We start from the raw sequence: 25,660 nt of genomic DNA on the forward strand, positions 1-25,660 counted from the left end.
TGAAAGACTGGGCAGAATTTGTGATCTTCGGCTCTACGGCCGACATGTCTGTTTTCTCTGCCGCCAGACATGACATTCCTTAATAATTGAACCGCAAACCAAACCCGATCCCTTGGTCGTAGGTGCGATCACTTCCGATCCCGAGTAAGAGGTCTGCGTAGACAGCGATGCCCTCATTCACATTGTAACCGACTTGCAATTCGGCGGACGCGGGCCAGCTGTCGTTCTCCCAATCAAAGGGAACTTTCAGGTCACCCTTTACCCACCAACTCTCGGCAAACGGTTGAATCGCGATGAGCCTGAGCGCTGTTTGACTGACATCTGTGGGACCATTGTAGCTCTCAAAGTGCTGAATTAGCGGCAGCAAGGTTAACCCGGTCGTTTTGTTGGAGAAGGCGGCCCCCACCAACGGAGCAAGTTGATCTGACTCCGTGCCGATACCTTTCGATGTGTCGCCCAGATCGATGATCCATTCCAGGCCCACAGCCGTTTTGACAGCCCACGTTTCGTTGAGATCGCGTGCCGATGGGAAGTAGATCAGCTTGGCATTGACCTTTTCCAATCCTTTTTCGCGCGCGCCAGTCACATCAGTTGAGTTGTAGTGGAGTTCGTATTTGAGCTTTAGATTGGGCCGCAGCATGTAAGAGCCATCAATGAAAGCGTCCTGTTTATCCGCGTCTCCAAGATCAAAATACTGATACCGCAAATCGGTACTATTAACGGCCGCGAGAGGGTTTGATGCGTTTTCTTCCGAGTAAGCAGTCGTCGATGCAAAGCAAACGCAGCAGAAAGCGCCAAGGCCGCATAATTCTCTTGCTCCGGAAAAACTGGGATTCAGGTTCACGTTCTCGGCCTTCTGGCTATGAGTTGACTTGATTGGGAAGGGCAACGCCCACAGTCACTGTCATTCTGGTAGGTCCCGCCCCGAATGATCGGGGCGGGACTTGTGAGGATTACTGCCAGCTTGCGAAGACTTCGCGTGCCAGTTCGCTTTCAGGACGCAGGTTTTCGATGCCTTCGTAAGGTACGCCCTTGCCCAAAGGCAGGTGTGGATACTTGCCGATGGTTTTCGCGTGCCGTTTGATCATGTCCTGGAAGGATGCGCCCGCCCAGAGTGCTATTCCGATCTGCGAGCTTTCCTCGCGGGGGTCACGCAACACGTTGAAGGTTTCCGCTGCAGCGCCCGGCAGTCCCGGAGGTGGCAGGTGCATTTTGAACTCCTGCTTTACGACAGAGCGCAAAACCGGGCCTTCATACACATAGACATAATCACGGCGCGAGTTGCCTTCGCCTTCCAGCAACAGCGCTGTCTGGTCGACGCCATCGATAACCCGGTCACGCGGGATGAAATCGGTGGCGTTGCCGAGGCGTGCGAATGTCGTAAACAAATCGGACACGTGCACGATGTCGCCTGCAGCGCTTCCTGCTTCGATGACACCGGGCCAGCGGACGAATGCGTCAGTTCTTACGCCACCTTCAAGGTGTTGTGTTTTGCCGCCACGGTAGATCAACTCCATGAACCCCGATTGGGCCGGAGAGTAGTAGTTGAAGATACCGTTGTCCGCCATCAGCATGACGATGGTGTTGTCCTCGATGCCCAGCTTTTCGACCTCGTCGAACAAGTCACCCAGCCAGACGTCGAGAAGCTCCAGCTTTTCAGCCATGTAGCCACCGTTGCGCGATGTTTGCTGTTCTTGATCGTACACAAAGTTCAACGGGTAAAGCGGCCAGTACTGCAGGAAGAAAGGTTCTTCTTCTCCGGCCAGTTTGTTCAACTGTTCAATCGCCTGACTCTGGTACCGCTCATTCATGTCGCGGTATTTGGCTTGTGTCCAAACTTCGCCCGGCTCCATATCCACTTCACGGGCCAAACCGCCCGCTTCAGCTTCCAGACCTGTGACGAGACCGTAGGGTTTGAAACGTTGGTCAATCGCGAATGGGTTGGTCTGCCCAGAGGGGTCGAGGCCGACCATATTGTTGGCTTCCATCGCCTCGCGGGTCATCAAAGACAGTTGGACCTGCTGATGCGTCGGGAAAGCCGCCCAGTCAAAACCTTGGTTGTGGGGATAGGATTGCTCGATATCACCCTGATGCCATTTCCCCACGTGCGCCGTGTTGTAACCTGCCTGCTTGAGAACCTCGGCAATTGTCACCTCTTCGGCAGACAAACCCTCGCCAACCAACGCAACCTTTACTTCTTCCACTCCCGCACGCACGGGGTGGCGCCCTGTCAACATGGCGGTCCGGGTGGGTGTGCAGGATGGCTCGGTGTACATCCGCATCAGTGACATACCTTCAGCGGCAAGATCATTGATGTTGGGCGTGTCAATCCCGGTGACATAGTTCATCGACCGATTGCCGAGCATCCCAAAGCTCACATCGTCAATCAGAACATAGAGGATGTTTGGCGCACCGCCCTTTTCTTCTCGGATTTCGGCGAGACGGGCGTCAATCTCAACGTCTTGTGCGTCCCATTGTTCGCCAAACTGAGCGCGAAGAAAATTGAACTCTCCGTCGTGTATGATCGGGGCGTCCTGTGCAAGCGCCGACCCGACGCTCAATAGAAGAGCCGGCAGCGTATACTTGAGTGGTTTCATTGGTGGTCTCTCTCTTTGCTTCAGTTACTATTTTCGGCGCGCTCTAAGGCGGATTTGATCTCTTGTTTTAGATCGGTGAGGCTTTCGACTATTTCCGCCATGTCCCTCGAACCTTCTGACGCTGACGCAATGCGAGTAAGCTCAACGAAATCTGAGCAAATCTCGTCAAATTCACTATCTGAGTGGCGCAAAGCTCGCATTGGAGCTTGCTGACCAGGGAACGCGGCTGTCAGAATCGTGACTTCATTTGATCGTTCCAATTGGGGGCCTCTTGCTTCCAAGCACTCATCCGTATGGTGGCCTGACATGTGAGGAATTGAAACGTTTGACGGCGTATGCTACGGTAGCACAGTCATTATTACATAATAATAACAGCAACTTATTCGAGGTCGAGACATTGGAGGCTGATAGTGGAATTCATGGCCTTGCCGAGCAAGACATTCGTACAGCGCTGGCTCGAATAAGCTCTTGGGACGGGTTGGCCCGCTCAGAACGCCTCCGTAGCTTTCTGGAATATCTTGTCGAAGAAACGCTTGCTGGGCGCGGCTCCGACATCAAAGCAAAGACCATTGGAATGGATGCCTACGGCTACACTGTCGACGAGCTGGAGAGCCGGGAAGGCATTGTACGTGTTGATGCTGGACGCCTGCGCCGCAAGCTTGAAGACTACTATGGCGACGTTGGGAAAGAAGACGCGGTCCGGCTTTCCCTTCCTAAAGGTGGATACACGCCAACGTTTGAACGGATCGCCCAAACTGTCGCCAGAACACCTGATGAAGTCGGGCAACCAAGACGTTCAAATTTCAAGCTGTGGTTCGCGGGAGCAGTAGTTGTCGCTGCCATCATTGTTGGGTCTGGAATTCTTCTGGTGCAAAACAATAGCCAGAGTGTTGGAACCCGTCTGGACGAACGTACAGCAATATTTGACGTTGCACCCACTCGTTTGCGTTCGATCAACCTTGCGGAAATCGGGCGTGATCTCATTTTCCCCGCATTGGGGCCTGGCCAGCTCGAAACAGCAGCGGTTACCTTTGCAGAAGCAATAAAAACCGATGACACGTTTTTTGGGGGTTACGCGGGAACAGCACAGGTACAGGCAACAGTATCATTGCTCGAACCCAACCAAGAACTCGCGTTTCAGGCGCTTGAGCGTGCAGACACAAACGCTGCGAAAGCCTTAGAACTCGCTCCCGAAGACGCTTGGAGCCAGTCGGCCATGGCTTGGGTCGATTTTGCGAAAGGGAATGTGGAAGACGCGACACGGAAATCAGCACTCGCCGTTCGGTTGAAGCCTGATGATCCCCATATTGCAGAGTTTGATTCTTTGATTTCGCTCTATGCAGGGGATTTTGAGCGCGTAATCGAAGTAAGTGAACGGATCGAACCGTCAACAACCGGGGAAACGGGTTTTGTTTTTCGAAATGCGATTGGGTCCGCCCGCTATCACCTTGGCGACTACTCCGGCACAATCGCTGCATTTGAGCAAGCAATCGCATCTGGCGCTCCAATCGGCCCCCCAACTTTGGCATATTTGATGGCAGCAAACGAAAAACTGGGGCGGCATGATCGCGCGCAGAAACTTGCTGCTCAGTACACTGATGCATGGCCAAATGCGCGAATTGACTTGGTTTTGCGCCGGTTGTTTGTGGACACCACGCATGCCGAGGACTTAGTAAGCGCAATGCTCAGGGCAGGTTGGACTCCGAATATCTAGGTCATGCCGAACCTGAACACTTTTTGCGCCAATCGGGATCCGCTGAACTTACAGCTTTGCGGGTACTTTGGAACAGATATTCAAATCAAAATGCCTAGACGACAGTTTTTACAGTGTCAGAGCAAATCCCGTCAAAACTGGTCAGAGTAGCCAAACAGCGCCGGCTGCCCACCAGTGTGCCAAAACAAAACACGCCGTCCACAGAGCGCATCGGCCTCCGCCAGCTTGATCAATCCCGCCATCACCTTGCCAGTATATACGGGATCCAAAAACAGGCCTTCTGTGCGCGCCGTCCGTTCAATAGCCGCGCGCGTGTCGACCGTCATCTGCCCATATCCGGGCCCAAGTGCGGCATCCGTGACGGACACGTCTTGGGGCGCTACAACCTGACCATCTAGGCCCAAAAGGGCTGCTGTATCTGCAATGCGTTGAGTGACACGCAAGGTCTGCAGTGTCGCATTGCGACGGACGCAGACACCGCGAACAGGAGTTGTATCTCCAGCCAAGCGAAGACCCAGCAACAGGCCAGCATGGGTCAGCGCACTTCCCGACGCGACAACGATTTCATCTACGCCGCCAATCGCCTCTATTTGTGGCAAGACTTCCAATGCTGCTCGAACATATCCAAGGGCCCCGAGCGGTTCGCTGTCCGCACCTAGCGGAATGACATAAGGTCTTTGCCCTGCGTCGCGCAAGCTATCGGCGATACGCCGGATTGCGGCGTCAGCCCCGGTTTCGTCTTCGCCGTCGGGGTACGAATGGAGCGTCGCGCCAAGCAACCTGTCCAGCAATACGTTTCCGTTCGTGCGATGCAGGTCGGAGATTTCAGGGACACGTTCTTCCAGCTGTATGTGGCAACGTATCCCAAGTTTGCATCCCATCGCAGCTGCGGTGCGCACGAAATTGGACTGCACAGCTCCGGTAATGAGAAGGACATCAGACTGGACGTCTTGAGCAGCGCCCAAATAGTACTCCAATTGACGCACCTTGTTGCCGCCAAAGCCTATGCCTGTGCAATCATCACGCTTGACGAAAAGTGACAGACCTAACTCTTGCCCGAGGTTTGGCATGGCCTCGACCCGGGTGGGCAGATGCCCGATTGCAGCCCGTGAAAATCGTTCAAGAGCCGTCAAATATTGGCCGCGATCTTTCATTTCTAACTTGTGCTCAAAGGGCGATCTTGTCGGGCAACCTATCATAGAGTCCCAACAAGGACAGTAGTCGCTTGGGCAGGCTCATCTTTGGCAACTGCTTTTGCAAAGCGGTACGGGAAATAATTGCAGGGTTCGCTTTTTTGGCCTCAAAGCGATCGTTCACTGCGCGCTGCCCCAATGATAGTCTTGCGACCAAACCTGCCGGACACCACACGCAGCCAGCCGACGGTTAACAGCGAAAAGTTGACAGTCATCCAGCTTGGGGTTTTCAAGTTCGACATTGGTTCAGTTGTCGTGAACCGCCCAGCCGCCGCAGTCCGGAAATTGACGCCATGGACGGCGACAGAGAGTCCGAAGCCAATTCCGGCTCGCGGTCAAAGCACTAGGTGTACGCCCCTGAAGAATAGGTCAACTCATAGGAGTGGCTGTATAGCTCGAACACTATTCCAAAAGGATCCTCAACATACACCATGCGATATGGTTTTTCGTTTGGGTAGTAGTATCGGATCGGCATTCTCTGCTTTCCGCCAGCGCTTACAATTTTCTCGACGAGCCCCTCGACATCTGGGTCTTGAATACAGAAGTGGAACGTCCCGTTTCGGCGGAAATCAATGTTGTCCTCTGGCGCGTAATTCCCATCGAATTCAAAGATTTCAATGCCAACTCTGTCAGCCGTTGCAAGGTGAGCGATGCGAATTTTCTTCCAGTCGGGGCCAAAAACATCCGAACACATCATGCCGATGTCACTATCATCCTCAACAACATCAGTGGGCGGCATAATGACATAAAAACCAAGCACCTCAGAGTAGAATTTCACGGCTGCATCGACGTCTGGCACGGAAAGACCGATATGCGAAAACGTTCTGGGGTATTGTTGCATGGAGGCTCCATTTGGTGGTGGTTCAGCGATGCTACTCTGAGCCTTCAAGGCACGTCAAATTCTCCCCGAAGAAATGGCCGTGGATTGATCCGTGGCGAACATCCGGTTCTCTTCGACCTTTCTGAATGCTGGATGAGCAGTGGTGGCGAATTTTGCTCTTGCAGCGAAATTCCGGAAACTTGGCAAAGCGCCAGTTCGTACCAACCGCAGCGAATGACGGTCACGAGCCCATCTTCCCGATGCTGCGACTGTCGCGAACTGACAGTTTGTTGTTAGAGCGGACCTGAGCGGCGATTTCACCTAAGTTCAGAAAACAATGCTGTGCCTTAGGAACTGGAGACAACCTTTGGGATGTCGCTAGGCCGCCCGGCGATGTATTTCTCTCAATAACTCTTCTGACGTTTTGTAGGTCGGCGCTAGCGATCCATCAGAAACTGATGTTCCAACCGGAAACGCCGCTTGGAGCTCGTAGATTTCAAGTATTTGTTTGGAGGTTTTGTATTCTGGTTTCATATCAGGGCTCCTCAGCTTGATTGGCAGTCGAGGCGCGGGCAGCAAACGTCTGGGGGAGTTGCTATCGCCGCGCCTCGTGACCAGACGGACCCCCCACCCAAAAAAGAAACCATTAAACCAGTCCGTCCGATCACTTCAGATATGAGGGCGATTTGCCTGGTAAACTTTTGAAGGTCAGCCAAGTTCTTTGGACATCCCGCCAACTATTGTTGCGCAGCATGCAATTGCCCATTCAGCATCCCGCAGTCGGCACGACCGTTGTCCGCATAAGTGTCATTGGCGCGCCCTGCGCCAAGGTCGGCTCAGAACCGTTTGTGACAGTTGATCCAAACCAAGCTCTGTCATACGGTGTTGTCCATGTCAGAGTTTCCGCATCATGTCGTCTTAGAACGTCACGGCGCCCATCGTCGAAAGCGTTTTGCCGGATAGCCAGCGTCGCAACCACGCCACCCTGCACACGACGTTTGGAGACTTTAGATGACTGAATTCACAGAAGTACCGGTGCTTGATCTTGCGCCATTGATCAATGGCGAGGACACCCGCCAACTGGCCGCAAATTTCGCTGACGCCTATGGAAACATCGGTTTTGCTTATATCGTTAACCATGGCGTACCCCCGACGTTGCGCAAAGCCGTGTTTGCTTACTCAAAGCGGTTTCACGACTTGCCGGACGCGGCAAAACAGGCAATCGCGCTCAATGAGACCCATCGCGGCTATATTGCCATCAACACCTCAACAGACGTGAATTCCGATCTGGCCGAGGTGACAAAACCCAACCAATCCGCGTCGTTTATGATGATGCGAGAAGACACAAAGACCGATCCCGATTTGTATTTGTCCGGTCCAAACCAATGGCCAGATTTGAATGGGTTTCGGGACGCGTGTGAGGCGTATGTGCAAGCAATGACCGAGTTGGGTCGCAAACTGATGGGATTGGCGCTGGATGCGATCGGCACGACTGACACGTCCATTCTCAACGCGTTCGAAACACCAACGCTTTGGTTGCGCCTGCTTCACTATCCCCCGCTTCCGCCACAAGCGCCGCAAGATCTCTATGGATCCGCTCCGCACAAGGACTTTGGGTGTTTGACGTTGCTGGCACAGGATGATGTCGGCGGTCTGCAGGTTCAGACGCCAGAGGGTCAGTGGGTGGATGCACCGCCGCAAGACGACGCTTTCATCGTGAACGTCGGCGACATGTTGCACCGCATGTCGAACGGAAAACTGTTGTCTACACCGCACAGGGTAATCAATGCTTCGGGGCGGGAGCGGTACTCGGTTCCATTCTTCTTTGACCCCAATGTGTTGGCGACCATCGAACCTCTCGCGGGAACGGGTTCAGCAAAGTTTGAACCCTTGATTTTCGGCGACTTTTTAAAGGGCGAATTGGAAGCCAGCTATGACGCACATCAGGCTGACCCATCAGATCAAAAATCAAAATAGGGACAGTCCGCCCGTTTCCTGACGTTGTGATCAATGGATTGTCGGCTTTGACGATGCAGTAAAGCGGCTCCGCATCGTCGGCTGCGGGTGAGAGGCCAGAAAGGTACAATTCTGGCCCACGGATGGGCGTTTGGAGTATGTTCATTAGGGGGCGTCCTGTCCTATGGTCCCGCAGCTTTGATGCTCGTGTTTGACGAGTGAACAGATAGGGCCAGACTATGACGACGACACTGCAAATTCTGTTTGGCAGCGCCCTGTTGACGTTTTGTGCCCTTGTTCATGTGGGCATCGTGGCAGGCGCAATTCCGATTCTCAAAAAGGTTGGGCTGCGTGTCGTGCACAATGAGAATTCGTTCGGACGCGCGATCGTTCTGGGCACCAGCGTATTAATCATTCTTCTGGCGCATACGGTGCAGGTCTGGACATGGGCGATTGCGTTGATGGTCAGCGCGGCGATCACTGACTTCGCCACCAGCTTTTACTTTTCCATGGTGACTTACACGACGCTGGGCTACGGCGATCTTGTGCTGGGCGAAAGCTTGCGCATCTTTGGCACATTCGCTGCAGTCACCGGCATGCTGACTTTTGGCATAAGCACCGCGTTCCTGATCAGCATGCTCAGCGCCCTCTATCCAGAGATATACAACCGCCGCTAAACGCGCGGAAATTCAGATTGGGACGTTGCCCCCAATCCGGATGCAAAAACCGTTAACACATTCAACCATCCGTGGTACTTCCAAGTCATTGATTTAGAATTTTGCGCTGAGGTCACGGATGACAAATATTGCAGGCAAGGCCTACGCCATGAATGTGGTGACCCCAAGCAACCCGCGGGTCACATGGATCAACCGGCTTTTGTTCATGGCCGCACGGGGGATGCCGGAACGGCTCATGGGTCTGCTGGGCCTGTCTTTGATCCACTTTGCCCGCTGGGTGATCATCAAACCCCAAGACTGGCCTGATCTGGGTCAGGGCCGCCAAAAGATCGACAATGACTACATGCTGTTTTGCTCCAACTTCAACGGCACGTGGGATCAATACATTGACGCCTTTTCAGACGGCATTCCCAACGGCCTGAACCTGTTTTGGTTTTCAGCCACCAAATACCCACTGTCGATCCCGGTGACCCCATTCAAGACTTACATCACCCACAATCAGATCCACACTGATTACTATTACAATGCCACACCGGGGGCAGCACAGCGCGATATTAAAACATCACTGGCCATGTACGACGCTCTGCTAGACCTTGAAAAGGCTCACAAAAGCCAAACCCCCGAAGAGTTCGCCAAAACCTACAAGGCCGCTGTGGCCCGTGTACAGGCTGGGTTTGGTGACACGGGGTTCGGCCCGGTTGCCAGCCTCAGCACAGAAAGCGCCGACCTCAATCGCGGCGACTACATCGCCAGCGCAAGTGAGGGTTGATCATGCCTGATCTCGACAGCGGACATATCTTTCTGACAACCTTTGCCCCCATTCGCGACACCGCCGCAAATCCGGACAAACACACTTCTTTCACGCAGGATGTGCGGATCGCACTGGCCAGCATGCCCACGGCACTTCAATCCCCGGCAACCGAGAAAATTGGGGTGAACAGTCCGTTCGCACGTAACACCCGCACCCATCTTGCGCGGATGTTTGTGCTGAACGACGTGGTCTACAATGGACGGTTGGGTAAAAACGCGCTGGCGGCCTCTATATCAGGTGACGATCCAGCCACGATCCAAAAGGTCGACCGGCTCAACACCTCTTACCTTGTGTTCTGCGCTGACATTGACGCGGTCGAAGTTGACGGTGCTCCCCTGCCCCGCGACCTCGGCCCCGAAGACCAAAAACGTGTTCGTGCCTCTTATGCGGCCAAGCTTTGGGAGACGATGGAGGACGAATTGCGCGCCGTCTATTCAAACTGCGTCGGCTTTGACAGCGTAGACAGTGCCGAGGACTTCGCAACCTATCTGGACCGCTGCCACGTGGAAACGACCATGCCGTTCCACGACTACTACCTCAAAATGCCCACGTTCAATCGGCTGCCCCTCAAGCTTTTGTTGGCCGCTGTTGGGGTGCCCCTTTTCTATGCACTTCTCGGTCTGATTTTGCGGATATTTGGGGTGATGGAGATGCCTGTCTTTGGCACCAACACGCTGCTCGCTCTGATCTTTGGCGGGATTGCCACCATAGTCATCGGGTTCGCGGCCGTACTTTATGCCATCCACAACGGAGAAAAGCCGCTGCCCCCGGGGGAATATGATGATCTGCCCTCTGTGCTGAAATCTCTCTATTTGCAACGTGCATTTTCGGACTTTTATGTGGAATCCCAAGGGGTAGACGATGCCGATCTACACGCACGCTTTGGCGCCTTTCTCAAGCAACACAAACCCAGCGACCGCTCCTGTCCGACACAGGCCCCCGGCGTGATAGGTGCTCCATGACCAAAGCCCTGAACTTGCACGACATACAAGGCAACGTGGTGCGCGCCTACGGGCGGTTTTCCTTTCCCTTTGCGCGCTATTTCTTCTTTCATATCGCTGACCGAAAAGCCGGGCGAAAATTCGTGGATGATGTGCGTGGCCAAGTGACCACAGCCGCACGCTGGCCCGATCAGACAAAAAAGCCGGACTGCACTGTGAACATCGGCCTCACGTTCTTTGGACTTTGGCAGTTGGGCGTACCTGCGCGCACGCTCAAAGGCATGCCAGACGAATTCGTAGACGGCATGAAGGCGCGCGCCTTTGTCCTTGGGGATCGCGACACAACCAAAGTGGCCGAGAATGACCCCGAATGGGATGCCCATTGGGATTTAATCTGGCAGCGCAACCGCATGCCAGGCACGTCTGGTCGCGATGACGTGCACATCTGGGTGTCACTCAATGCGCAACTCAAGACACCCGGCACTGCTGAGCCTGTGGACGCGCTGGAGGATCAGACGCAGTGGTTGCGCGACTTGTGTGACGCCACGGATGGCGGCGTACGTTTGTTGAGTGGGCATGGCAAGGACGGCAAGGCGGACTATCAGTCCGCCAACGCAGTCTTTGATAAGTACGGTGAAACAGAACTGCCCACCCCAAAAGAGCATTTCGGCTTTGCTGACGGCATTGGAGACCCGGTCTTTGACGGGCAATATGATCCAGAGAAAACCAAGACGGCAGTAATCGGACGGGGCAAGCAGGTGGATGGCAAGTGGGTGCCAATCCAGACCGGTGAATTCATCCTTGGTCATCCAGACGAAAGCCAGGAACTCCCGCCCGCCGCCATGCCGCCTGAATTTTCGCAAAACGGCACCTTCATGGCCTTCCGCAAACTGCATGAATATGTGGGTCGGTTCGATGAGGTTCTGGCAGAAGAAGCCAAATCATTTGCCGCGGTTATGGACGTCTCTGCCGAAGAGGCGGCACAAACGCTGCGGGCAAAAATGTGCGGACGCTGGTCAGATGGGGTGCCACTGGCCACCGTGCCAACTTACGCAAAATGGCAAGCCTTCCGGTCAGAACATGGGTTTGACGACCCGGACCCTGTCAAAGCTCTGGAAAATCAGGCCAAATACCTGCGGTCTCCGGCTGCATCTGACTTTCATTACGCCGACGACATGCCCGGTTTCAACGTGCCCGGTGGGGCGCATATCCGCCGGATGAACACGCGCGACTACCTTGATCCTTTGAACAAACCCGGCGTTGATGATACAGGCTGTCCCTTCTCAAACGAAAACGCCACCCACGCGCTCAACAAGCGCCGTCGTGTGTTGCGGCGGGGGTTGCCATACGGGGCGTCGGACCCGAGCAAAAACACGGACGACACCGAACAGGGCGTGGCCATGATGATCATCGGAACCAGCTTGTTTCGTCAGTTTGAATTCGTGCAGCAACAGTGGGTTCAGTACGGGCTCGACTTCCATCAAGGCAACAACACCTGCCCGATGCTGGGAGAACACCGCACGCACACACGGTTTACGATTCCGTCAGACCCGAAGTCAGGCAAGCCGCCCTACATCATGAGCAAGCTCAAGACCTTTGTGGAATGTCGTGGAGGGGAATACTTCTTTATCCCATCGATGACATGCCTGCGCCTGATCGCGATGGGGATCGTTGACCCGACCTGAGCACATGCACACGCACACGGAAATCCCGCGCGTTAGCGGCTCATGCGATAGACTGTCCCGTTGCCCACAGAAACAAACAGGATGCTGCCATCGGCATCCTCGACGATATCGCGCACGCGCAAGGTCTCGTCACTTTCGAGCTGTTCGACTTCGCGCACGCGTTTGCCGGATACATCCAGCCTCGAGATATAGCTGAACTTGAGTGAACCGACGAACATGTCGCCCTTCCATTCAGGGAACATACTACCCTGATAGACTATCAATCCCGAAGGAGCGATGGACGGGTCCCAGTAGTGCGCCGGCTGCTCCATGCCCGGTGCCGACGTGCCCTGCCCGATCTTGGCACCCGAATAATGCACCCCATAGGAAATCACAGGCCACCCAAAGTTCGCGCCCTTTTGTATCCGGTTCACTTCGTCCCCACCTTGTGCGCCGTGTTCCGCTGTCCAAAGCGTGCCGCGCGCATCCAGACCTGCGCCCTGAGGATTGCGGTGTCCGTAAGACCAGATTTCAGGCCTTGCCCCCTCCACATCCACAAAGGGGTTGTCGCCCGGCACCGTCCCATCCCGGTTCACTCGAACGATAGAACCGTTGTGCACGGAACGATCCTGCGCAGATGGGCGATCCCCCCGGTCTCCAATGGTGACAAAGAGCGTGCCATCGCGCGCTTCGACCACGCGGCTGCCAAAGTGCCTCCCCCCGGAGCTGCCAGGGGCGCTTTCAAACAGGTCGCGCAAGTTGACGAGACGACGGCCATCCGCGCTCAACTCTGCCGCAGCTAGGGCTGTGCCCGCCCCGCTGCCCTGCCGCTTGGAATAGGTCAGAAACAAGGTGCGGGTACGGGCAAAATCGCGCGCCAGTGTGATGTCGAGAAGACCACCCTGCCCCCGTGCCACGACACGCGGCGTACCCGCCACCTTGTTTTTCCGCCCGTCCCGGATCAGTTGCAGCGCACCATCGCGCTCAGTAACCAGCAGACCACCATCCGGCATTGGCGCCACAGCCCAAGGTTCATCAAGCCCGGTTGCAACGGCTGTCACAGCGACAGCCCCCCGCTCAGCATCAAGCGCAAGTGCGGGCGCGGCCAAAAGGGTCAGGGCAAGGGCAAGGGCGTTTTTCATATCAGATTCCCGTCTGTCAAACGATGGATAGGGCTTCTTTGCAGTCCATATGTGCCGTTTTTGGCGGAATTACAGGAAAATTGCCCGCTGCATCGTAAAGTAATCCACTTTTCTTTTTCAAAAGCCGCACGTAACGTCCTTCACCAGAACAACAGTTCCAATAAGGGAGAAACAAAATGAAAAAATTCATGATGGCCACAGCGGCCACGGCACTGATGGCAGGTTCTGCCTTTGCCGACGGTCACCAAGCGGATGTCAAAATCGGCATCATTCTGGGTTTCACCGGCCCCATTGAATCGCTGACGCCTTCCATGGCCGATGGCGCTGAGCTGGCGATGAAGGAAGTTACGGATTCCGGTTTGCTGCTCGACAGTGCAACCGTCACGCCTGTACGCGCAGATTCGACATGCATTGACGCAGGCGCGGCATCGGCTGCCGCCGAACGTCTTGTGACAGCCGACAAGGTAGATGGCATCATGGGCGCTGATTGCTCCGGCGTCACAGGCGCGATCCTGAACAACGTGGCCGTGGCCAACGGTGTTGTGATGGTCTCGCCTTCCGCCACAAGCCCCGGCCTGTCGCACAACGACAACGAAGACAACGGCCTGTTCTTCCGTACGTCACCTTCTGACGCGCGCCAAGGCGTTGTGATCACCGAACTGCTTATGGATCAGGGCATCAAAGAAGTCGCCGTGACCTACACCAACAACGACTATGGCAAGGGTCTGGCTGACAGCTTCCAGGCCGCGTTTGAGGCCGCAGGCGGTACTGTGACGATCAACGCAGCACACGAAGATGGGAAAGCCGACTATTCCGCGGAAGTTGGCGCGCTGGCATCAGCAGGCGGTGAACGTCTTGTCGTCGCAGGCTACGTTGACCAAGGCGGGTCGGGCATCGTGCGCGCAGCACTTGATTCCGGTGCCTTTGACACATTCCACTTCCCAGACGGTATGGTCTCTGCGGCACTGCTGGAAAACTTTGGCACTGAAATCAACGGCTCCTCGGGTGCACACCCCAGCCCGTCTGAAGAGCTTTCTACAGCATTTGCCGATCACGTTGGCGGTGCCTTTGACAGTTCTTCGCCCTTCACACCAGAAAGCTATGATGCAGCAGCGCTGATCATGTTGGCGATGCAGGCGGCTGGCTCCAAAGACAGCAATGACTACAAAGAGCACGTTATGAACGTCGCCAATGCGCCGGGTGAAGAGATTGGCGTGGGCGAGTTGGCCAAAGCGCTGCAAATCCTCAAGGATGGCGGCGACATCGACTATGTTGGTGCCACAGGCGTCGAACTGGTCGGACCGGGTGAGGCCGCGGGCAACTACCGCGAAATCAACTATGACGGCGGTGTGGACAACACGGTCGGCTTCCGCTGATCCGTTCTGCATGTACAAACAAGACAGCCCGAGGCGCAATCCTCGGGCTGTTTCAGCATCTTAAAGGCCGCTCTTAACGTGATACGGGGACTGATATGATCGTCGTTGACGACCTGCACAAACACTTCGGCGGATTTCACGCCGTGGACGGTGCGTCGCTGAAAATCGAACCGGGATCAATCACCGGATTGATTGGCCCAAACGGTGCAGGAAAAACAACTCTTTTCAATGTGATCGCGGGCGTTCTTCCACCAACGTCAGGTCGCGTGACCATGGACGGTGAGGACATCACCGGCCTGCCGCCGCATACCCTGTTTCACAAGGGCCTGCTGCGCACCTTCCAGATCGCGCAAGAGTTTTCGTCCATGACCTGCCGTGAAAACCTGATGATGGTGCCCGCTGCACAATCGGGTGAGACACTGTGGAACACGTGGTTCGGGCGCAAGCGCATCGCAAACGAGGAACGCGCACTGGCCGCCAAGGCCGACGAAGTGCTGGAGTTTCTGACAGTCGAACATTTGGCCGATCACAAAGCCGGACAAGTTTCGGGCGGGCAGAAAAAGCTGCTGGAGCTGGGGCGCACCATGATGGTGGACGCCAAGATCGTGTTTCTGGACGAGGTCGGCGCGGGCGTAAACCGCACCCTGCTCAACACCATTGGCGATGCGATCCTGCGGCTGAACCAAGAGCGAAATTATACTTTTGTCGTGATTGAACACGATATGGATTTCATCGGCAAGATTTGTGACCCCGTCATATGTATGGCTGAGGGCCGTGTGCTGGCCGAAGGAACGCTGGCCGAGATCAAGGCCAATGAGCAGGTGATCGAGGCCTATCTTGGCACCGGTCTCAAGAACAAAGACAAGGTGGGCGCATGATCTTGTTTCGAATTGGCAAAGCCAATCCGACGCGTGGGGGCCAACCCCCACACCCCCGTGGTATTTCTGGTCAAGAGAAACAGGGAGGGCGCAATGTCTGAGCCCTTTTTGATCGGTGACACGATGACCGGCGGCTATGGTGCGGGGCCGGACATTCTACATGACTGCACGGTGGCTGTGGAACCCGGCGAAATTGCGGTGATTGTCGGCCCCAACGGGGCGGGTAAATCGACGGCGATGAAGGCAGTGTTTGGGATGCTGGACGTACGCCAAGGCTCGGTGCGCCTTGATGGCGAGGACATCACGGACCTGTCCCCGCAAGATCGTGTGGCCAAGGGCATGGGCTTTGTGCCTCAGACCTCCAACATCTTCACCTCGATGACAGTCGAGGAGAACCTTGAGATGGGTGCCTTTATCCGGCTCGATGATTTTTCCGGCACCATGGCGCAGGTCTATGATCTGTTCCCGATCCTGAAAGAGAAACGCTATCAGGCGGCGGGTGAATTGTCGGGCGGTCAGCGACAGCAGGTGGCCGTGGGCCGTGCACTGATGACCCAGCCCAAGGTGCTGATGTTGGATGAGCCGACGGCGGGTGTGTCGCCCATCGTCATGGACGAATTGTTTGACCGTATCATTGAAGTGGCGCGCACCGGCATTCCGATCCTGATGGTAGAACAGAACGCCCGCCAAGCGCTTGAGATTGCAGACAAAGGCTATGTTTTGGTGCAGGGGCGCAATGCGTATACGGGGACGGGCAAGGAATTGCTGGCAGATCCTGAAGTGCGCAAGAGTTTCTTGGGGGGATGAGGATGATTTATACGCTAGTTGCTGCCGTCGTTGCCATTTTGCTGGTACTTTCAGGAGTGTTAAGGATCGTCATGGGCTTTGTTGTTGATGCGCAATTTGGTCAAAACCCCAAGTCAATCGCGCGATCCTTGGGAAACTACAAAAACACGGGTGAAGTCATTGACCGAGGCTTAACACACTTTGCGCTTGGCGTGACGCTTGGCGGCCTCACATATATGAGCAAGTCACTGGCATTGATCACGCAAGCCTCAACTGACACCTTCGAAGAGGGCTATTAATGGACCTCCTCAACGCCTTTGTCGCCCTCTCCAACTTCGTTCTGATCCCGGCCATCGCCTATGGCTCGCAACTCGCCCTTGGCGCGCTGGGGGTCACCCTAATCTACGGCATCTTGCGCTTTTCCAACTTCGCCCATGGCGACACGATGGCGTTCGGCACGATGGCCACGATCCTCATCACATGGGGGTTTCAGGCCATAGGCATTAGCGCTGGCCCCCTGCCGACCGCCCTGCTCGCCCTGCCCTTTGGCATTGCGATCTGTGCGGGCCTTTTGCTGTTAACCGACCGAACAGTGTACAAATTCTACCGCCAGCAAAAGGCCAAGCCGGTGATCTTCGTAATCGTCTCTCTTGGCGTCATGTTCATCATGAACGGGCTTGTCCGTTTTATCATCGGGCCCAATGACCAGCGCTTTGCGGATGGCGAACGCTTCATCATCTCGGTGCGCACGTTCAAGGAGATGACGGGCCTGCAAGAGGGGCTCGCCATCAAGACCACCCAAGGGATTACAGTGGTCACGGCCGTCATCGTAGTCGCAGCTCTGTTTTACTTCCTCAACCGCACGCGCACTGGCAAATCCATGCGGGCCTATTCGGACAACGAGGACCTTGCGCTGCTCTCCGGCATCAACCCCGAACGCGTCGTGATGGTCACATGGTTGATCGTGGCCGCATTGGCGACCATTGCGGGTGTGCTCTACGGACTGGACAAATCCTTCAAACCCTTCGTCTATTTTCAACTCCTCCTGCCCATCTTTGCCGCTGCTATCGTCGGCGGCCTCGGCTCTCCCATCGGGGCCATTGCCGGGGGATTCACCATCGCATTCAGCGAAGTCATGATCACCTACGCGTGGAAAAAGGTCGCCAATTACGCCCTCCCCGAGGCCATAGCGCCAGACGGCCTCGCGCAGCTTCTCTCAACCGACTACAAATTCGCGGTTAGCTTCGTAATCTTGCTGATCGTGCTTCTGTTCAAGCCGACCGGCCTTTTCGCGGGGAAATCCGTATGAGCGATCTCACACGCAATACCCTCTATTTTGCATTCGTCGCCCTTCTCATCATCGGGACCGGCTTTGTTCAAAGCTGGAACTCTGCCCTGTTTGTGCTGAATTTTGGGCTGATCAGCGCGATCATGGCGCTAGGGGTGAACCTGCAATGGGGCTTTGCGGGGCTGTTCAATGTCGGGATCATGGGTTTCGTTGCACTGGGCGGCCTTGCCACTGTGCTTGTGTCGATGCCCCCTGTGGGCGAGGCATGGGCCGCTGGCGGTATCCGCGTGATCCTGTCCCTTGTCCTTGGAGCCGCCACGATCGTCGGCGCAATCCTTGCCTATGGCGCTTTGCCCAAGGGGCGGATGCGCGCAATTGGTATGATTGCCATCCTTGTTGTCGGTTTCTTCGTATACCGCGCGGTCTTTGATGGCGGCGTGCAGGCGGTAGAAGCGGTCAATCCCGCCAACGCAGGCTACCTTGGCGGCCTGAATCTCCCCATCCTCATCGCATGGCCTGTGGGCGGACTTTTGGCGGCGGGCGCGGCGTGGGTCATCGGTAAAACAGCGCTTGGTTTGCGCTCGGATTACCTCGCTATCGCGACGCTCGGCATCGCCGAGATCATTATCGCCGTGATGAAGAACGAAGACTGGCTGGCGCGCGGTGTCAAAAATGTGGTCGGCCTGCCCCGACCCGCACCTTACGAAATTGATCTTCAAAATGACCCCTCTTTCGTCGAACGCGCTGCGGGACTGGGTCTCGACCCCGTCACGGCTTCCACCCTCTGGGTTAAACTGATCTATGCTGGCTTGTTCTCTGTCGTCCTGATCGCCCTCTTTATTCTGGCTCAACGCGCACTCCACTCTCCGTGGGGCCGCATGATGCGCGCCATCCGTGACAATGAGGTCGCGGCCGAAGCCATGGGCAAGGACGTCACCGCGCGCCACTTGCAGGTCTTCGTGCTTGGGTCTGCCATCTGCGGCATTGCGGGCGCGATGATGACAACGCTGGACGGCCAACTTACCCCCGGCAGCTATCAACCGCTGCGCTTTACCTTTCTTGTGTGGGTCATGGTGATCGTGGGTGGGTCTGGCAGCAACCTCGGCTCGGTGCTGGGTGGGTTCCTGATCTGGTGGCTCTGGGTGATGGTCGAACCAATTGGGCTTGGGCTGATGCAACTGATAACTTCAGGCATGGCCGAAGGTTATTGGTTGCGCGACCACCTGCTGGATTCAGCGGCGCACATGCGGTTGCTGACCATGGGATTTGTACTGATCCTCGTGCTGCGGTTTAGCCCACGGGGGCTGATCCCAGAGAGGTAGAAGAAAGTCCGCTCAGGGGCATACCCGTCGTTTAGAATACCTCTTTCGTCACGTTGCGTTTGTGTATTTGAATGTCGCCCCTGATGCTTCCAGGTTACTCATGCAGAACGAAGGAGACTGATATGAACCTATTGGCTCTTTGCGCCGTATACAGTGCCTTTGGCATGCTCCACCAAGGCTTGTCATAATGGCTCGCCTTGACCTGATCACCCTCGCAATTCTGATTGGCACGGGTGCGGCGAAGGCTGAAGACTGGTCCGACCAGATCTCCCGCGCTGTCGAAATGCCCGCGCATCGTTGGTTGGCTGAGCAACGCGCGGAGAGCGATGGTCCGACCCCGTTCACGACAGATGGATGCTCCGGGGGAATGTCCAGCCTCTGGACTTTCATGGCCGAACGTTACCCTGCATTTTCCGAAGCGCATGGTGGCGTACCACCTTGGGAAACCTGCTGTGTGACCCATGACCGGGCCTATCACGATGCTGGACCTGACCCGACACCTGGCGCCAGCTATGACGCGCGCCTTGCCGCGGACGAGGCTCTGCGTCAATGCGTACAAGGAACTGAAAGCGTTCGCGACAAGGTTCTGATCGAGGAGTACGGCTTGGATTCAGCGCAAGTGCGTGCTGCTTACGGTGCGATCTCCGAGTCTATGTTCCAAGCCGTGCGGCTGGGTGGCGGCCCGTGTACCGGTCTGCCTTGGCGATGGGGCTATGGGTACCCGCATTGCTGGACGCGCGTTGAAGACTAAGGCGGCGCAAGCTTTCCCAAGCACCGGCGGATGGCGATGAGCAACGCCTGAGAAACGCACGGGCAAGGTGACAAAGGCGCAGAAAAATCTGCTGTCCAAAAGCCGCACGAAATCAAATGCCCTGTAGATTCAGCGTATGAGAAGATTGGGCACAGATGTTCCGTTTATGTAAGAACCTTCCGTTCTCCCACCTGAGCGGAATGGGAGACATCATGGAAGGGAATGTTTATCGGCAGCGGTTGAGCGCTTTTGTTGGTCGTTGGATAGTTCGACTAACGCCGCTCTACTGTTTGGCGCGTACTCGACCCTGACTTTGCCTATGCACTTGCCTTTTGGGCTGTAAATGCAGGTCGTATCACGGAATGCGAACGCAGGACGTACTGGGCACTTTGGGATATGAACGGCAGCTCGCTTTTCTCTGCATGAACGTCCTCAAGGGGCTCAAGGCCGATATTCAAACCTTTCCTGTTTCACCGCCCCTTGAACAACCCGCCCAAAATTCCGCGCACCATGCGGCGACCCGTGGTGCCCGTCAGTTCCTTGACCACCATCTTTGTCATCTGCTCTCCAAATGTCGGATTGACCCGCGCAGGGCGCGAGGTTGACCGCGTGACGCCCTTGCCAGAATACCTGCGTGCAGCGTTGAATTCGCGCAGCATGGGAGTGTCAGCCTCTTCGGCCTCTTCCTCAGATTTTGCGGCCTCAGCCGCAGCTTTTTCAGCGCGTTCCTTGAGGATTTCGAAGGCTGAAGTACGATCCAGCGTTTCATCATACTTTCCGGCCATATCGCTGGCCACCATGACCTCTGCCCGCTCGGCCACGCTGAGAGGCCCAAGTTGCGAAGATGGCGGGCGGATCAACGTTCGCTCGACGACCCCCGGAATACCCTTTTTCATCAGCATCGACGTCACCGCCTCGCCCACTCCAACCTCGCGGATCGCCTCTTCGGTGGAAAAGCGCGGGTTCTCGCGATAGGTTTCCGCCGCCAGTTTCAACTGTTTGCGGTCCTTAGCTGTAAAGGCGCGCAGGGCATGCTGGATACGGTTGCCAAGCTGCCCAAGGATATCCTCGGGCACGTCCGACGGGTTTTGCGTGATGAAATACACCCCCACCCCCTTGGAGCGGATCAGGCGGGCCACCTGCTCCACCTTGTCCACGAGCGCTTTGGGGGCATCATCGAACAGCAGATGCGCCTCATCAAAGAAGAAAACCAGCTTGGGTTTATCGGGGTCTCCGACTTCGGGCAGCTCTTCGAAGAGTTCGGACAGCAGCCACAACAGGAACGTCGCGTAGAGGCCCGGCGCCTGCATCAGCTTGTCCGAGGCGAGGATGTTGATGCGCCCCTTTCCGTTCGCATCGGTGCGCATCAGATCCGCCAGTTCCAGTGCCGGTTCGCCAAACAGACCTGCCCCGCCCTGATTTTCCAGAACCAAGAGGCGCCGTTGGATCGCACCGATGGACGCACTGGACACATTGCCATAGCGCAAAGACAACGTTTTGCTGTTTTCACCGATCCAAACCAGCAATGCCTGCAAATCCTTAAGATCAAGCAGCGGCATCCCTTCTTCGTCCGAGAGGCGGAAGGCGATGTTCAGGATGCCCTCTTGCGCCTCGGTCAATTCAAGCAGCCGCGCCAGCAGAAGCGGCCCCATCTCGGACACGGTCGTGCGCACGGGGTGGCCCTGATCGCCGAACAAATCCCAGAACGTCACTGGGCACGCGTGATAGGTAAAGTCCTTGAACCCTATCTTTTCGGCACGGCTCATGAACGGTTCGTGCAACTTGTGATCCGCAGTGCCGGATTTGGCGAGGCCTGATAGATCGCCTTTGACGTCCGACAGGAACACCGGGACGCCTGCATTTGAGAAACCTTCGGCCAGGATCTGCAAGGTAACTGTTTTGCCGGTGCCCGTCGCTCCTGCCACCAGCCCATGTCGATTGGCATACCCAAGGGACAGTCCTTGTGGTTCGGCATAGTCGGCACCGCCCCCGCCGATAAAAATGTCTTTGCTCATCCTCGTTAACCTTTTGTCCATGGGCCTCTTCGGAGGGACCATACAAAGTTAATACTTGGGTGCCATAGTGTTTTTGTTCCCGCCTAATGTCCTCCTGGTGCGGAACACTTCCTCCCTGTCAGACTGGCCGCGCCTTGTGCGCGGCCTTTTTTGGGTCGCCGCACGCACTAGACACAAAAACGATTCATAAAGGCTGTTGACCAGCGCGTGACGCTTTCGTAACGTTCGCGCAATAAGTCGGCCAGTCCGACGGGGAGTTACAAAAAACGATCGGAAAAGGAGGCTTTACGGCCTCCTTTTTTGTGTTTGGGCGCAGGGGCCCGGCCGGTTGAACTGGCTGTGATGAAAACTTTGCGCTTTGCCCCTGACAGCGCCCTTCGGGCGTGTTAGCACCCCCATTGATACGCAACTGAACCGGAATGAACATGCGCACCTTTTTGATTGCATTGACCACGGGCCTTGTCCTGCCCGCCGCCCTGTTGGCGCAAACCACGGACACCGAAACAACCCAAGCAGAAACGCCATCCCAAAGCATCGAAGACCAGCTGAGCCTTGGCGAAGATGCGAGCCAACCACAGGTGGGCGAGACCTATACGGCAGAAAAAAACGGTGATTGGGACCTGCGCTGCATTAAGACAGAAGAAGGTACTGAAGAGCCCTGCCAGATGTATCAGCTGATGTCGGACAGCGAAGGCACGCCCGTCGCCGAAGTTTCGATCTTCCGTTTGCCCGAAGGTGGACGCGCAGTAGCAGGCGCGACAATCGTCGTGCCGCTCGAGACGTCACTTCCCCAACAGCTGACAATGCAGGTCGACGATGGCGCTGCGCGTCGCTATCCCTATTCGTTTTGTAATTCGATTGGGTGCTATTCGCGCGTCGGCCTTGTGGCCGAGGAAATCGCCGCCTTTCGCGCTGGTGGCAAGGCCACTGTAACAATCGTTCCAGCCTTGGCGCCTGACCAGAAAGTCGCGGTGACGATGTCGCTCAGCGGCTTTACCGCAAGTTTCGATAAGACCACCGTTCTAGAAAACTAAGCGGGCCCCAAAGGCCTGCAAGACCGAAAGACCGCGCAGTTTCAGCGCGGTCTTTTTTTGTTTCACAACTGGAGACTAGGTTTTGGTTGAGATGCCTTAGACCCGCGCCAGTGCGAGAACTGCGTTCATGCCCCCAAAGGCAAAGGCGTTGGACAAAACCACATCGACTTTGGCCTCGCGCGCATCGTTCGGCACAACGTCCAAAGCGCATTCCGGATCCGGTTCTTCGTATCCGATGGTCGGGGCGATGATGCCATCACGCAGCGCCATGATGCAGGCCAACAATTCAACAGCACCCGTACCGCCGATCAGATGCCCATGCATGGACTTGGTGGAGGAAATCATCAGCTTGTCGGCGTGGGGCCCAAAAACATCTGCAACAGCGGCACATTCCGTCTTGTCATTCGCCGCAGTGCCAGTGCCGTGCGCGTTGATGTAGCCGACCTGATCCCGGTTCACTTTTGCATCTGCCAAAGCGCCCGCCATGGCCCGCGCCGCGCCATTCTTGGAGGGCATCACAATGTCACTTGCATCCGAGGACATGGCAAAGCCAACCACTTCGCAGAGTATGTCAGCGCCGCGTTTGCGCGCGTGCTCGTATTCTTCGAACACAAATATACCGGCCCCCTCGCCCTGCACCATGCCGTTGCGGTTCGCCGAAAACGGACGGCACGCGTCCTTAGACATCACGCGCAAACCTTCCCACGCCTTTACTCCACCAAAGCACAGCATGCTTTCAGACCCGCCGGTGATCATCGCCGGGGCCATGCCGGTCCGCACCATTTGAAAGGCTTGCGCCATGGCATGGTTGGACGAAGCACAGGCCGTAGAGACAGTAAAGGACGGTCCCTTGAGGTTGTGTTCCATGCTCACGTGGCTGGCAGCCGCGTTGTTCATCAGCTTGGGCACAACAAAGGGATGAACCCGGTTCTTGCCCTCTTCATAGACCGAGCGATAGTTCGCGTCCCACGTGCTGACACCCCCCCCGGCAGTGCCCAGAACGACGCCCGACTTGGCAGCTTCGTCGCCCGAGAATGTTAGCCCGGATTGCTCAATCGCTTCTTTTGCGGCTGCGAGGGTGAACTGGGTGAAGCGGTCATAAAGGCTCATCTGCTGACGGTTATAACGTCCTTCAGCCTCAAAGCCGCGCACCTGCCCACCGATCTGGATCGACAGACGTTCGACATCCTGAAAATCGAGCGCGCCAATTCCGCAGCGCCCTTCGCGCATCGCCTCAAGCGTGTTGGGCACATCATGACCAAGCGCATTCACGCTGCCCGCCCCGGTGATAACGACGCGGTACATCAGCCTTTTTGGTCCGAAATCAGCTTTTCAATGCCTTTGATGATGGACTGCACGTTGGTGATGTCAAAATCGGATTCAGATGGATCGTTGGCATTGAAAGGCACCGATAAGTCGAACTCTTCCTCGATTGCGAAAATGCTTTCCACAAGGCCAAGAGAGTCGATGCCCAGGTCTTCAAGCGTACTGTCCAGTGCGACGTCGCCCGGTTCCAGAACAGCCTGTTCAGCGATGATTTCAATAACCTTGTCCTGAACACTCATGGCCCGTCCTCTTCGCGATTTACGCCGTTGATTTAGTCACTGGAACCTGACTTGAAAACCGCTTTCTTGAGGGCGGCAATGTCAGCGACATAGCGCGGCAGGCGGCGCAACGCCTTATAGCTGTTGATCTGGGTTTTCATCTCGGTCGCCGGATACCCCAGCATGACCTTGCCCGCAGAAACGGAAGAGAGGATAACGCTGGCCCCGCCAACCACGACGCGGTCCCCGATGGACAGATTGTCCGCAATACCCGACTGCCCGCCAAGCACGACGAAATTGCCGATAGTGGCCGATCCGGCCACGCCGGCTTGTGCGCAGACCAGCACGTCATTGCCTAGCACTGCGTTGTGCCCGATCTGGACAAGGCTGTCGATCTTGGTGCGGTCCCCGATGCGCGTAGCCCGGATAGTGCCGTTATCGATGGTGGTGTTCGCGCCCACTTCAACATCGTCACCGATCAGAACACCGCCAAGGCTTGCGATGCGCGCCCACGCTTGGCCCTGCGCTTCCCCCTGTTCTCCAAGGCTTTCTCGTGCGGTCTCAACACCGCTTTTTTCCGGCGTGACAAAAGAAAACCCATCGCCACCGATGCGCACGCCGGGGTGCGCAACAAATCGGGCGCCAATGTCCACCCGCGCGCCGATGCTTACATGTTCGCGCAGGAACGCGCGCTCACCAAGAGACGCTTTCCAGCCGATAAAGCAGAGTGGCCCGATCACAGACCCCGCGCCAATCGTGGCGTCTGCTCCGATGACAGCCCCCGCACCGATGGACACATCCGCACCAATCCGGGCTGTTGGATCAATGATCGCGCTGGGATGGATGCCTGCATCAAACCCCTGCCCCAGGTCCATCATCGTGGTAAGGTGAGACATCGCATAGCGTGGACGTTGCGGCAGGATTGCAGCCTTCAGGCCCAGGGCCTGCCAGTCGGCCTCTGCCCAGAGCATCGCAGCCTGCGCCGACCCGTTCGCCAAGCTTTCAGCGTATTTTGCCGTGCTTGCCATAGCAAGATCGTCTGGACCTGCCGAGCCGGGCTCTGCCAGTGCAGAAATCACAATGGATGTGTCGCCAACAGCCTCCGCTCCGATCGCGTCGGCAATCTCTGCAACGGTGTAGCGCATTAGGGT

At 56.2% G+C, this 25,660-nt stretch carries 24 protein-coding genes; 14 read left to right on the plus strand and 10 right to left on the minus strand.

What is annotated here, in order from left to right; translation table 11 throughout:
* Positions 1 to 79: 79 nt before the first annotated feature.
* Together DHN60_RS14185 and DHN60_RS14190 are read right to left on the minus strand one after the other, a co-directional pair.
* A complete protein-coding gene (locus DHN60_RS14185) occupies positions 80 to 640 on the minus strand; it encodes a hypothetical protein (protein WP_108837976.1) in 561 nt (186 codons plus the stop codon).
* 313 nt (positions 641 to 953) lie between these two features.
* Positions 954 to 2,597: a sulfatase-like hydrolase/transferase gene (locus DHN60_RS14190; RefSeq protein ID WP_108837977.1), complete on the minus strand. Its 1,644-nt coding sequence runs from the start codon at positions 2,595 to 2,597 to the stop codon at positions 954 to 956.
* 316 nt (positions 2,598 to 2,913) lie between these two features.
* Here DHN60_RS14190 and DHN60_RS14200 point away from each other — a divergent pair, with 316 nt between their 5' ends.
* Positions 2,914 to 4,311, plus strand: a complete 1,398-nt coding sequence (locus tag DHN60_RS14200; protein ID WP_159089226.1) for a tetratricopeptide repeat protein — start codon at positions 2,914 to 2,916, stop codon at positions 4,309 to 4,311.
* Positions 4,312 to 4,442: 131 nt separating this feature from the next.
* Here DHN60_RS14200 and DHN60_RS14205 read toward each other — a convergent pair whose 3' ends face one another.
* The 3 genes from DHN60_RS14205 to DHN60_RS22320 form a co-directional block, all read right to left on the minus strand.
* Positions 4,443 to 5,465, minus strand: coding sequence for a D-cysteine desulfhydrase family protein (locus DHN60_RS14205; protein WP_108837980.1), 1,023 nt, complete (start codon positions 5,463 to 5,465; stop codon positions 4,443 to 4,445).
* A gap of 382 nt (positions 5,466 to 5,847) precedes the next feature.
* Entirely contained in the window at positions 5,848 to 6,345 is a 498-nt protein-coding gene (locus tag DHN60_RS14210) for a lactoylglutathione lyase family protein (RefSeq protein ID WP_108837981.1), read from the minus strand.
* 357 nt (positions 6,346 to 6,702) lie between these two features.
* On the minus strand, positions 6,703 to 6,858 hold the full coding sequence (locus DHN60_RS22320; protein ID WP_159089227.1) for a hypothetical protein: 156 nt from the start codon (positions 6,856 to 6,858) through the stop codon (positions 6,703 to 6,705).
* Between the two features lie 477 nt (positions 6,859 to 7,335).
* On the opposite strand from DHN60_RS22320, the gene DHN60_RS14215 reads away from it, so the two are divergent.
* The 5 genes from DHN60_RS14215 (at position 7,336) to DHN60_RS14235 (ending at position 12,394) form a co-directional block, all read left to right on the plus strand.
* Positions 7,336 to 8,301, plus strand: a complete 966-nt coding sequence (locus DHN60_RS14215) for an isopenicillin N synthase family oxygenase (RefSeq protein ID WP_108837982.1) — start codon at positions 7,336 to 7,338, stop codon at positions 8,299 to 8,301.
* Positions 8,302 to 8,519: 218 nt separating this feature from the next.
* Positions 8,520 to 8,957 carry an ion channel gene (locus DHN60_RS14220; RefSeq protein ID WP_108837983.1) on the plus strand — a complete coding sequence of 146 codons (438 nt, stop codon included), beginning with the start codon at positions 8,520 to 8,522 and terminating at the stop codon, positions 8,955 to 8,957.
* A 118-nt stretch (positions 8,958 to 9,075) separates the two neighbouring features.
* Positions 9,076 to 9,726: a hypothetical protein gene (locus DHN60_RS14225; protein WP_108837984.1), complete on the plus strand. Its 651-nt coding sequence runs from the start codon at positions 9,076 to 9,078 to the stop codon at positions 9,724 to 9,726.
* A gap of 2 nt (positions 9,727 to 9,728) precedes the next feature.
* Positions 9,729 to 10,730, plus strand: coding sequence for a hypothetical protein (locus DHN60_RS14230; protein WP_108837985.1), 1,002 nt, complete (start codon positions 9,729 to 9,731; stop codon positions 10,728 to 10,730).
* Positions 10,727 to 12,394 carry a peroxidase gene (locus DHN60_RS14235; RefSeq protein WP_108837986.1) on the plus strand — a complete coding sequence of 556 codons (1,668 nt, stop codon included), beginning with the start codon at positions 10,727 to 10,729 and terminating at the stop codon, positions 12,392 to 12,394. The genes DHN60_RS14230 and DHN60_RS14235 overlap by 4 nt, the downstream gene beginning before the upstream one ends.
* Positions 12,395 to 12,426: 32 nt before the next feature.
* On the opposite strand, the gene DHN60_RS14240 is transcribed toward DHN60_RS14235, so the two are convergent.
* The gene (locus DHN60_RS14240) at positions 12,427 to 13,515 is read right to left on the minus strand and encodes a PQQ-dependent sugar dehydrogenase (protein ID WP_108837987.1); all 1,089 of its coding nucleotides are present in this window, start codon (positions 13,513 to 13,515) and stop codon (positions 12,427 to 12,429) included.
* Positions 13,516 to 13,691: 176 nt separating this feature from the next.
* Here DHN60_RS14240 and DHN60_RS14245 point away from each other — a divergent pair, with 176 nt between their 5' ends.
* The 7 genes from DHN60_RS14245 to DHN60_RS14275 all read left to right on the plus strand — a co-directional run bounded on the left by DHN60_RS14245 (position 13,692) and on the right by DHN60_RS14275 (position 19,916).
* Positions 13,692 to 14,891 (plus strand): ABC transporter substrate-binding protein, encoded by a 1,200-nt coding sequence (locus DHN60_RS14245; protein WP_108837988.1) that lies wholly within the window; start codon positions 13,692 to 13,694, stop codon positions 14,889 to 14,891.
* A gap of 95 nt (positions 14,892 to 14,986) precedes the next feature.
* On the plus strand, positions 14,987 to 15,769 hold the full coding sequence (locus DHN60_RS14250) for an ABC transporter ATP-binding protein (protein ID WP_108837989.1): 783 nt from the start codon (positions 14,987 to 14,989) through the stop codon (positions 15,767 to 15,769).
* A gap of 93 nt (positions 15,770 to 15,862) precedes the next feature.
* Positions 15,863 to 16,576: an ABC transporter ATP-binding protein gene (locus tag DHN60_RS14255; RefSeq protein WP_108837990.1), complete on the plus strand. Its 714-nt coding sequence runs from the start codon at positions 15,863 to 15,865 to the stop codon at positions 16,574 to 16,576.
* A gap of 2 nt (positions 16,577 to 16,578) precedes the next feature.
* A complete protein-coding gene (locus DHN60_RS14260; RefSeq protein ID WP_108837991.1) occupies positions 16,579 to 16,854 on the plus strand; it encodes a hypothetical protein in 276 nt (91 codons plus the stop codon).
* Positions 16,854 to 17,864, plus strand: coding sequence for a branched-chain amino acid ABC transporter permease (locus DHN60_RS14265; RefSeq protein WP_108837992.1), 1,011 nt, complete (start codon positions 16,854 to 16,856; stop codon positions 17,862 to 17,864). Before DHN60_RS14260 ends, DHN60_RS14265 begins: the two co-directional genes overlap by 1 nt.
* Positions 17,861 to 19,165, plus strand: a complete 1,305-nt coding sequence (locus DHN60_RS14270) for a branched-chain amino acid ABC transporter permease (RefSeq protein ID WP_108837993.1) — start codon at positions 17,861 to 17,863, stop codon at positions 19,163 to 19,165. Before DHN60_RS14265 ends, DHN60_RS14270 begins: the two co-directional genes overlap by 4 nt.
* 187 nt (positions 19,166 to 19,352) lie before the next feature.
* Positions 19,353 to 19,916 carry a hypothetical protein gene (locus tag DHN60_RS14275; RefSeq protein ID WP_108837994.1) on the plus strand — a complete coding sequence of 188 codons (564 nt, stop codon included), beginning with the start codon at positions 19,353 to 19,355 and terminating at the stop codon, positions 19,914 to 19,916.
* 470 nt (positions 19,917 to 20,386) lie between these two features.
* Here the strand turns inward: DHN60_RS14275 and DHN60_RS14280 are convergent, their stop codons facing one another.
* Positions 20,387 to 21,931, minus strand: coding sequence for a helicase HerA-like domain-containing protein (locus DHN60_RS14280; RefSeq protein WP_108837995.1), 1,545 nt, complete (start codon positions 21,929 to 21,931; stop codon positions 20,387 to 20,389).
* A 419-nt stretch (positions 21,932 to 22,350) separates the two neighbouring features.
* Between DHN60_RS14280 and DHN60_RS14285 the strand changes: the two genes are divergently transcribed.
* Complete coding sequence (locus DHN60_RS14285; RefSeq protein WP_234423644.1) at positions 22,351 to 22,965, plus strand: invasion associated locus B family protein; 615 nt, start codon at positions 22,351 to 22,353, stop codon at positions 22,963 to 22,965.
* A gap of 96 nt (positions 22,966 to 23,061) precedes the next feature.
* Here the strand turns inward: DHN60_RS14285 and DHN60_RS14290 are convergent, their stop codons facing one another.
* Genes DHN60_RS14290 through lpxD form a run of 3 tightly spaced genes read right to left on the minus strand, consistent with a single transcriptional unit; the run spans position 23,062 to position 25,654 of the window.
* Positions 23,062 to 24,270, minus strand: a complete 1,209-nt coding sequence (locus DHN60_RS14290) for a beta-ketoacyl synthase (RefSeq protein ID WP_108837996.1) — start codon at positions 24,268 to 24,270, stop codon at positions 23,062 to 23,064.
* Positions 24,270 to 24,530: an acyl carrier protein gene (locus DHN60_RS14295; protein WP_108837997.1), complete on the minus strand. Its 261-nt coding sequence runs from the start codon at positions 24,528 to 24,530 to the stop codon at positions 24,270 to 24,272. The genes DHN60_RS14290 and DHN60_RS14295 overlap by 1 nt, the downstream gene beginning before the upstream one ends.
* 32 nt (positions 24,531 to 24,562) lie before the next feature.
* Positions 24,563 to 25,654 (minus strand): UDP-3-O-(3-hydroxymyristoyl)glucosamine N-acyltransferase, encoded by a 1,092-nt coding sequence (lpxD, locus tag DHN60_RS14300; protein WP_108837998.1) that lies wholly within the window; start codon positions 25,652 to 25,654, stop codon positions 24,563 to 24,565.
* Positions 25,655 to 25,660: the final 6 nt, after the last annotated feature.

The organism is Tateyamaria sp. Alg231-49 (assembly GCF_900143535.1).
In the GTDB taxonomy this organism is placed as follows: domain Bacteria; phylum Pseudomonadota; class Alphaproteobacteria; order Rhodobacterales; family Rhodobacteraceae; genus Tateyamaria.

What these genes read in the sequence shown, in the direction of transcription:
- DHN60_RS14185 (WP_108837976.1), bottom strand. Translation starts at nt 640, where the DNA reads ATGCTGCGGCCCAATCTAAAGCTCAAATACGAACTCCACTACAACTCA.
- DHN60_RS14190 (WP_108837977.1), bottom strand. Translation starts at nt 2,597, where the DNA reads ATGAAACCACTCAAGTATACGCTGCCGGCTCTTCTATTGAGCGTCGGG.
- DHN60_RS14205 (WP_108837980.1), bottom strand. Translation starts at nt 5,465, where the DNA reads ATGAAAGATCGCGGCCAATATTTGACGGCTCTTGAACGATTTTCACGG.
- DHN60_RS14210 (WP_108837981.1), bottom strand. Translation starts at nt 6,345, where the DNA reads ATGCAACAATACCCCAGAACGTTTTCGCATATCGGTCTTTCCGTGCCA.
- DHN60_RS22320 (WP_159089227.1), bottom strand. Translation starts at nt 6,858, where the DNA reads ATGAAACCAGAATACAAAACCTCCAAACAAATACTTGAAATCTACGAG.
- DHN60_RS14215 (WP_108837982.1), top strand. Translation starts at nt 7,336, where the DNA reads ATGACTGAATTCACAGAAGTACCGGTGCTTGATCTTGCGCCATTGATC.
- DHN60_RS14220 (WP_108837983.1), top strand. Translation starts at nt 8,520, where the DNA reads ATGACGACGACACTGCAAATTCTGTTTGGCAGCGCCCTGTTGACGTTT.
- DHN60_RS14225 (WP_108837984.1), top strand. Translation starts at nt 9,076, where the DNA reads ATGACAAATATTGCAGGCAAGGCCTACGCCATGAATGTGGTGACCCCA.
- DHN60_RS14230 (WP_108837985.1), top strand. Translation starts at nt 9,729, where the DNA reads ATGCCTGATCTCGACAGCGGACATATCTTTCTGACAACCTTTGCCCCC.
- DHN60_RS14235 (WP_108837986.1), top strand. Translation starts at nt 10,727, where the DNA reads ATGACCAAAGCCCTGAACTTGCACGACATACAAGGCAACGTGGTGCGC.
- DHN60_RS14240 (WP_108837987.1), bottom strand. Translation starts at nt 13,515, where the DNA reads ATGAAAAACGCCCTTGCCCTTGCCCTGACCCTTTTGGCCGCGCCCGCA.
- DHN60_RS14245 (WP_108837988.1), top strand. Translation starts at nt 13,692, where the DNA reads ATGAAAAAATTCATGATGGCCACAGCGGCCACGGCACTGATGGCAGGT.
- DHN60_RS14250 (WP_108837989.1), top strand. Translation starts at nt 14,987, where the DNA reads ATGATCGTCGTTGACGACCTGCACAAACACTTCGGCGGATTTCACGCC.
- DHN60_RS14255 (WP_108837990.1), top strand. Translation starts at nt 15,863, where the DNA reads ATGTCTGAGCCCTTTTTGATCGGTGACACGATGACCGGCGGCTATGGT.
- DHN60_RS14260 (WP_108837991.1), top strand. Translation starts at nt 16,579, where the DNA reads ATGATTTATACGCTAGTTGCTGCCGTCGTTGCCATTTTGCTGGTACTT.
- DHN60_RS14265 (WP_108837992.1), top strand. Translation starts at nt 16,854, where the DNA reads ATGGACCTCCTCAACGCCTTTGTCGCCCTCTCCAACTTCGTTCTGATC.
- DHN60_RS14270 (WP_108837993.1), top strand. Translation starts at nt 17,861, where the DNA reads ATGAGCGATCTCACACGCAATACCCTCTATTTTGCATTCGTCGCCCTT.
- DHN60_RS14275 (WP_108837994.1), top strand. Translation starts at nt 19,353, where the DNA reads ATGGCTCGCCTTGACCTGATCACCCTCGCAATTCTGATTGGCACGGGT.
- DHN60_RS14280 (WP_108837995.1), bottom strand. Translation starts at nt 21,931, where the DNA reads ATGAGCAAAGACATTTTTATCGGCGGGGGCGGTGCCGACTATGCCGAA.
- DHN60_RS14285 (WP_234423644.1), top strand. Translation starts at nt 22,351, where the DNA reads ATGAACATGCGCACCTTTTTGATTGCATTGACCACGGGCCTTGTCCTG.
- DHN60_RS14290 (WP_108837996.1), bottom strand. Translation starts at nt 24,270, where the DNA reads ATGTACCGCGTCGTTATCACCGGGGCGGGCAGCGTGAATGCGCTTGGT.
- DHN60_RS14295 (WP_108837997.1), bottom strand. Translation starts at nt 24,530, where the DNA reads ATGAGTGTTCAGGACAAGGTTATTGAAATCATCGCTGAACAGGCTGTT.
- lpxD (WP_108837998.1), bottom strand. Translation starts at nt 25,654, where the DNA reads ATGCGCTACACCGTTGCAGAGATTGCCGACGCGATCGGAGCGGAGGCT.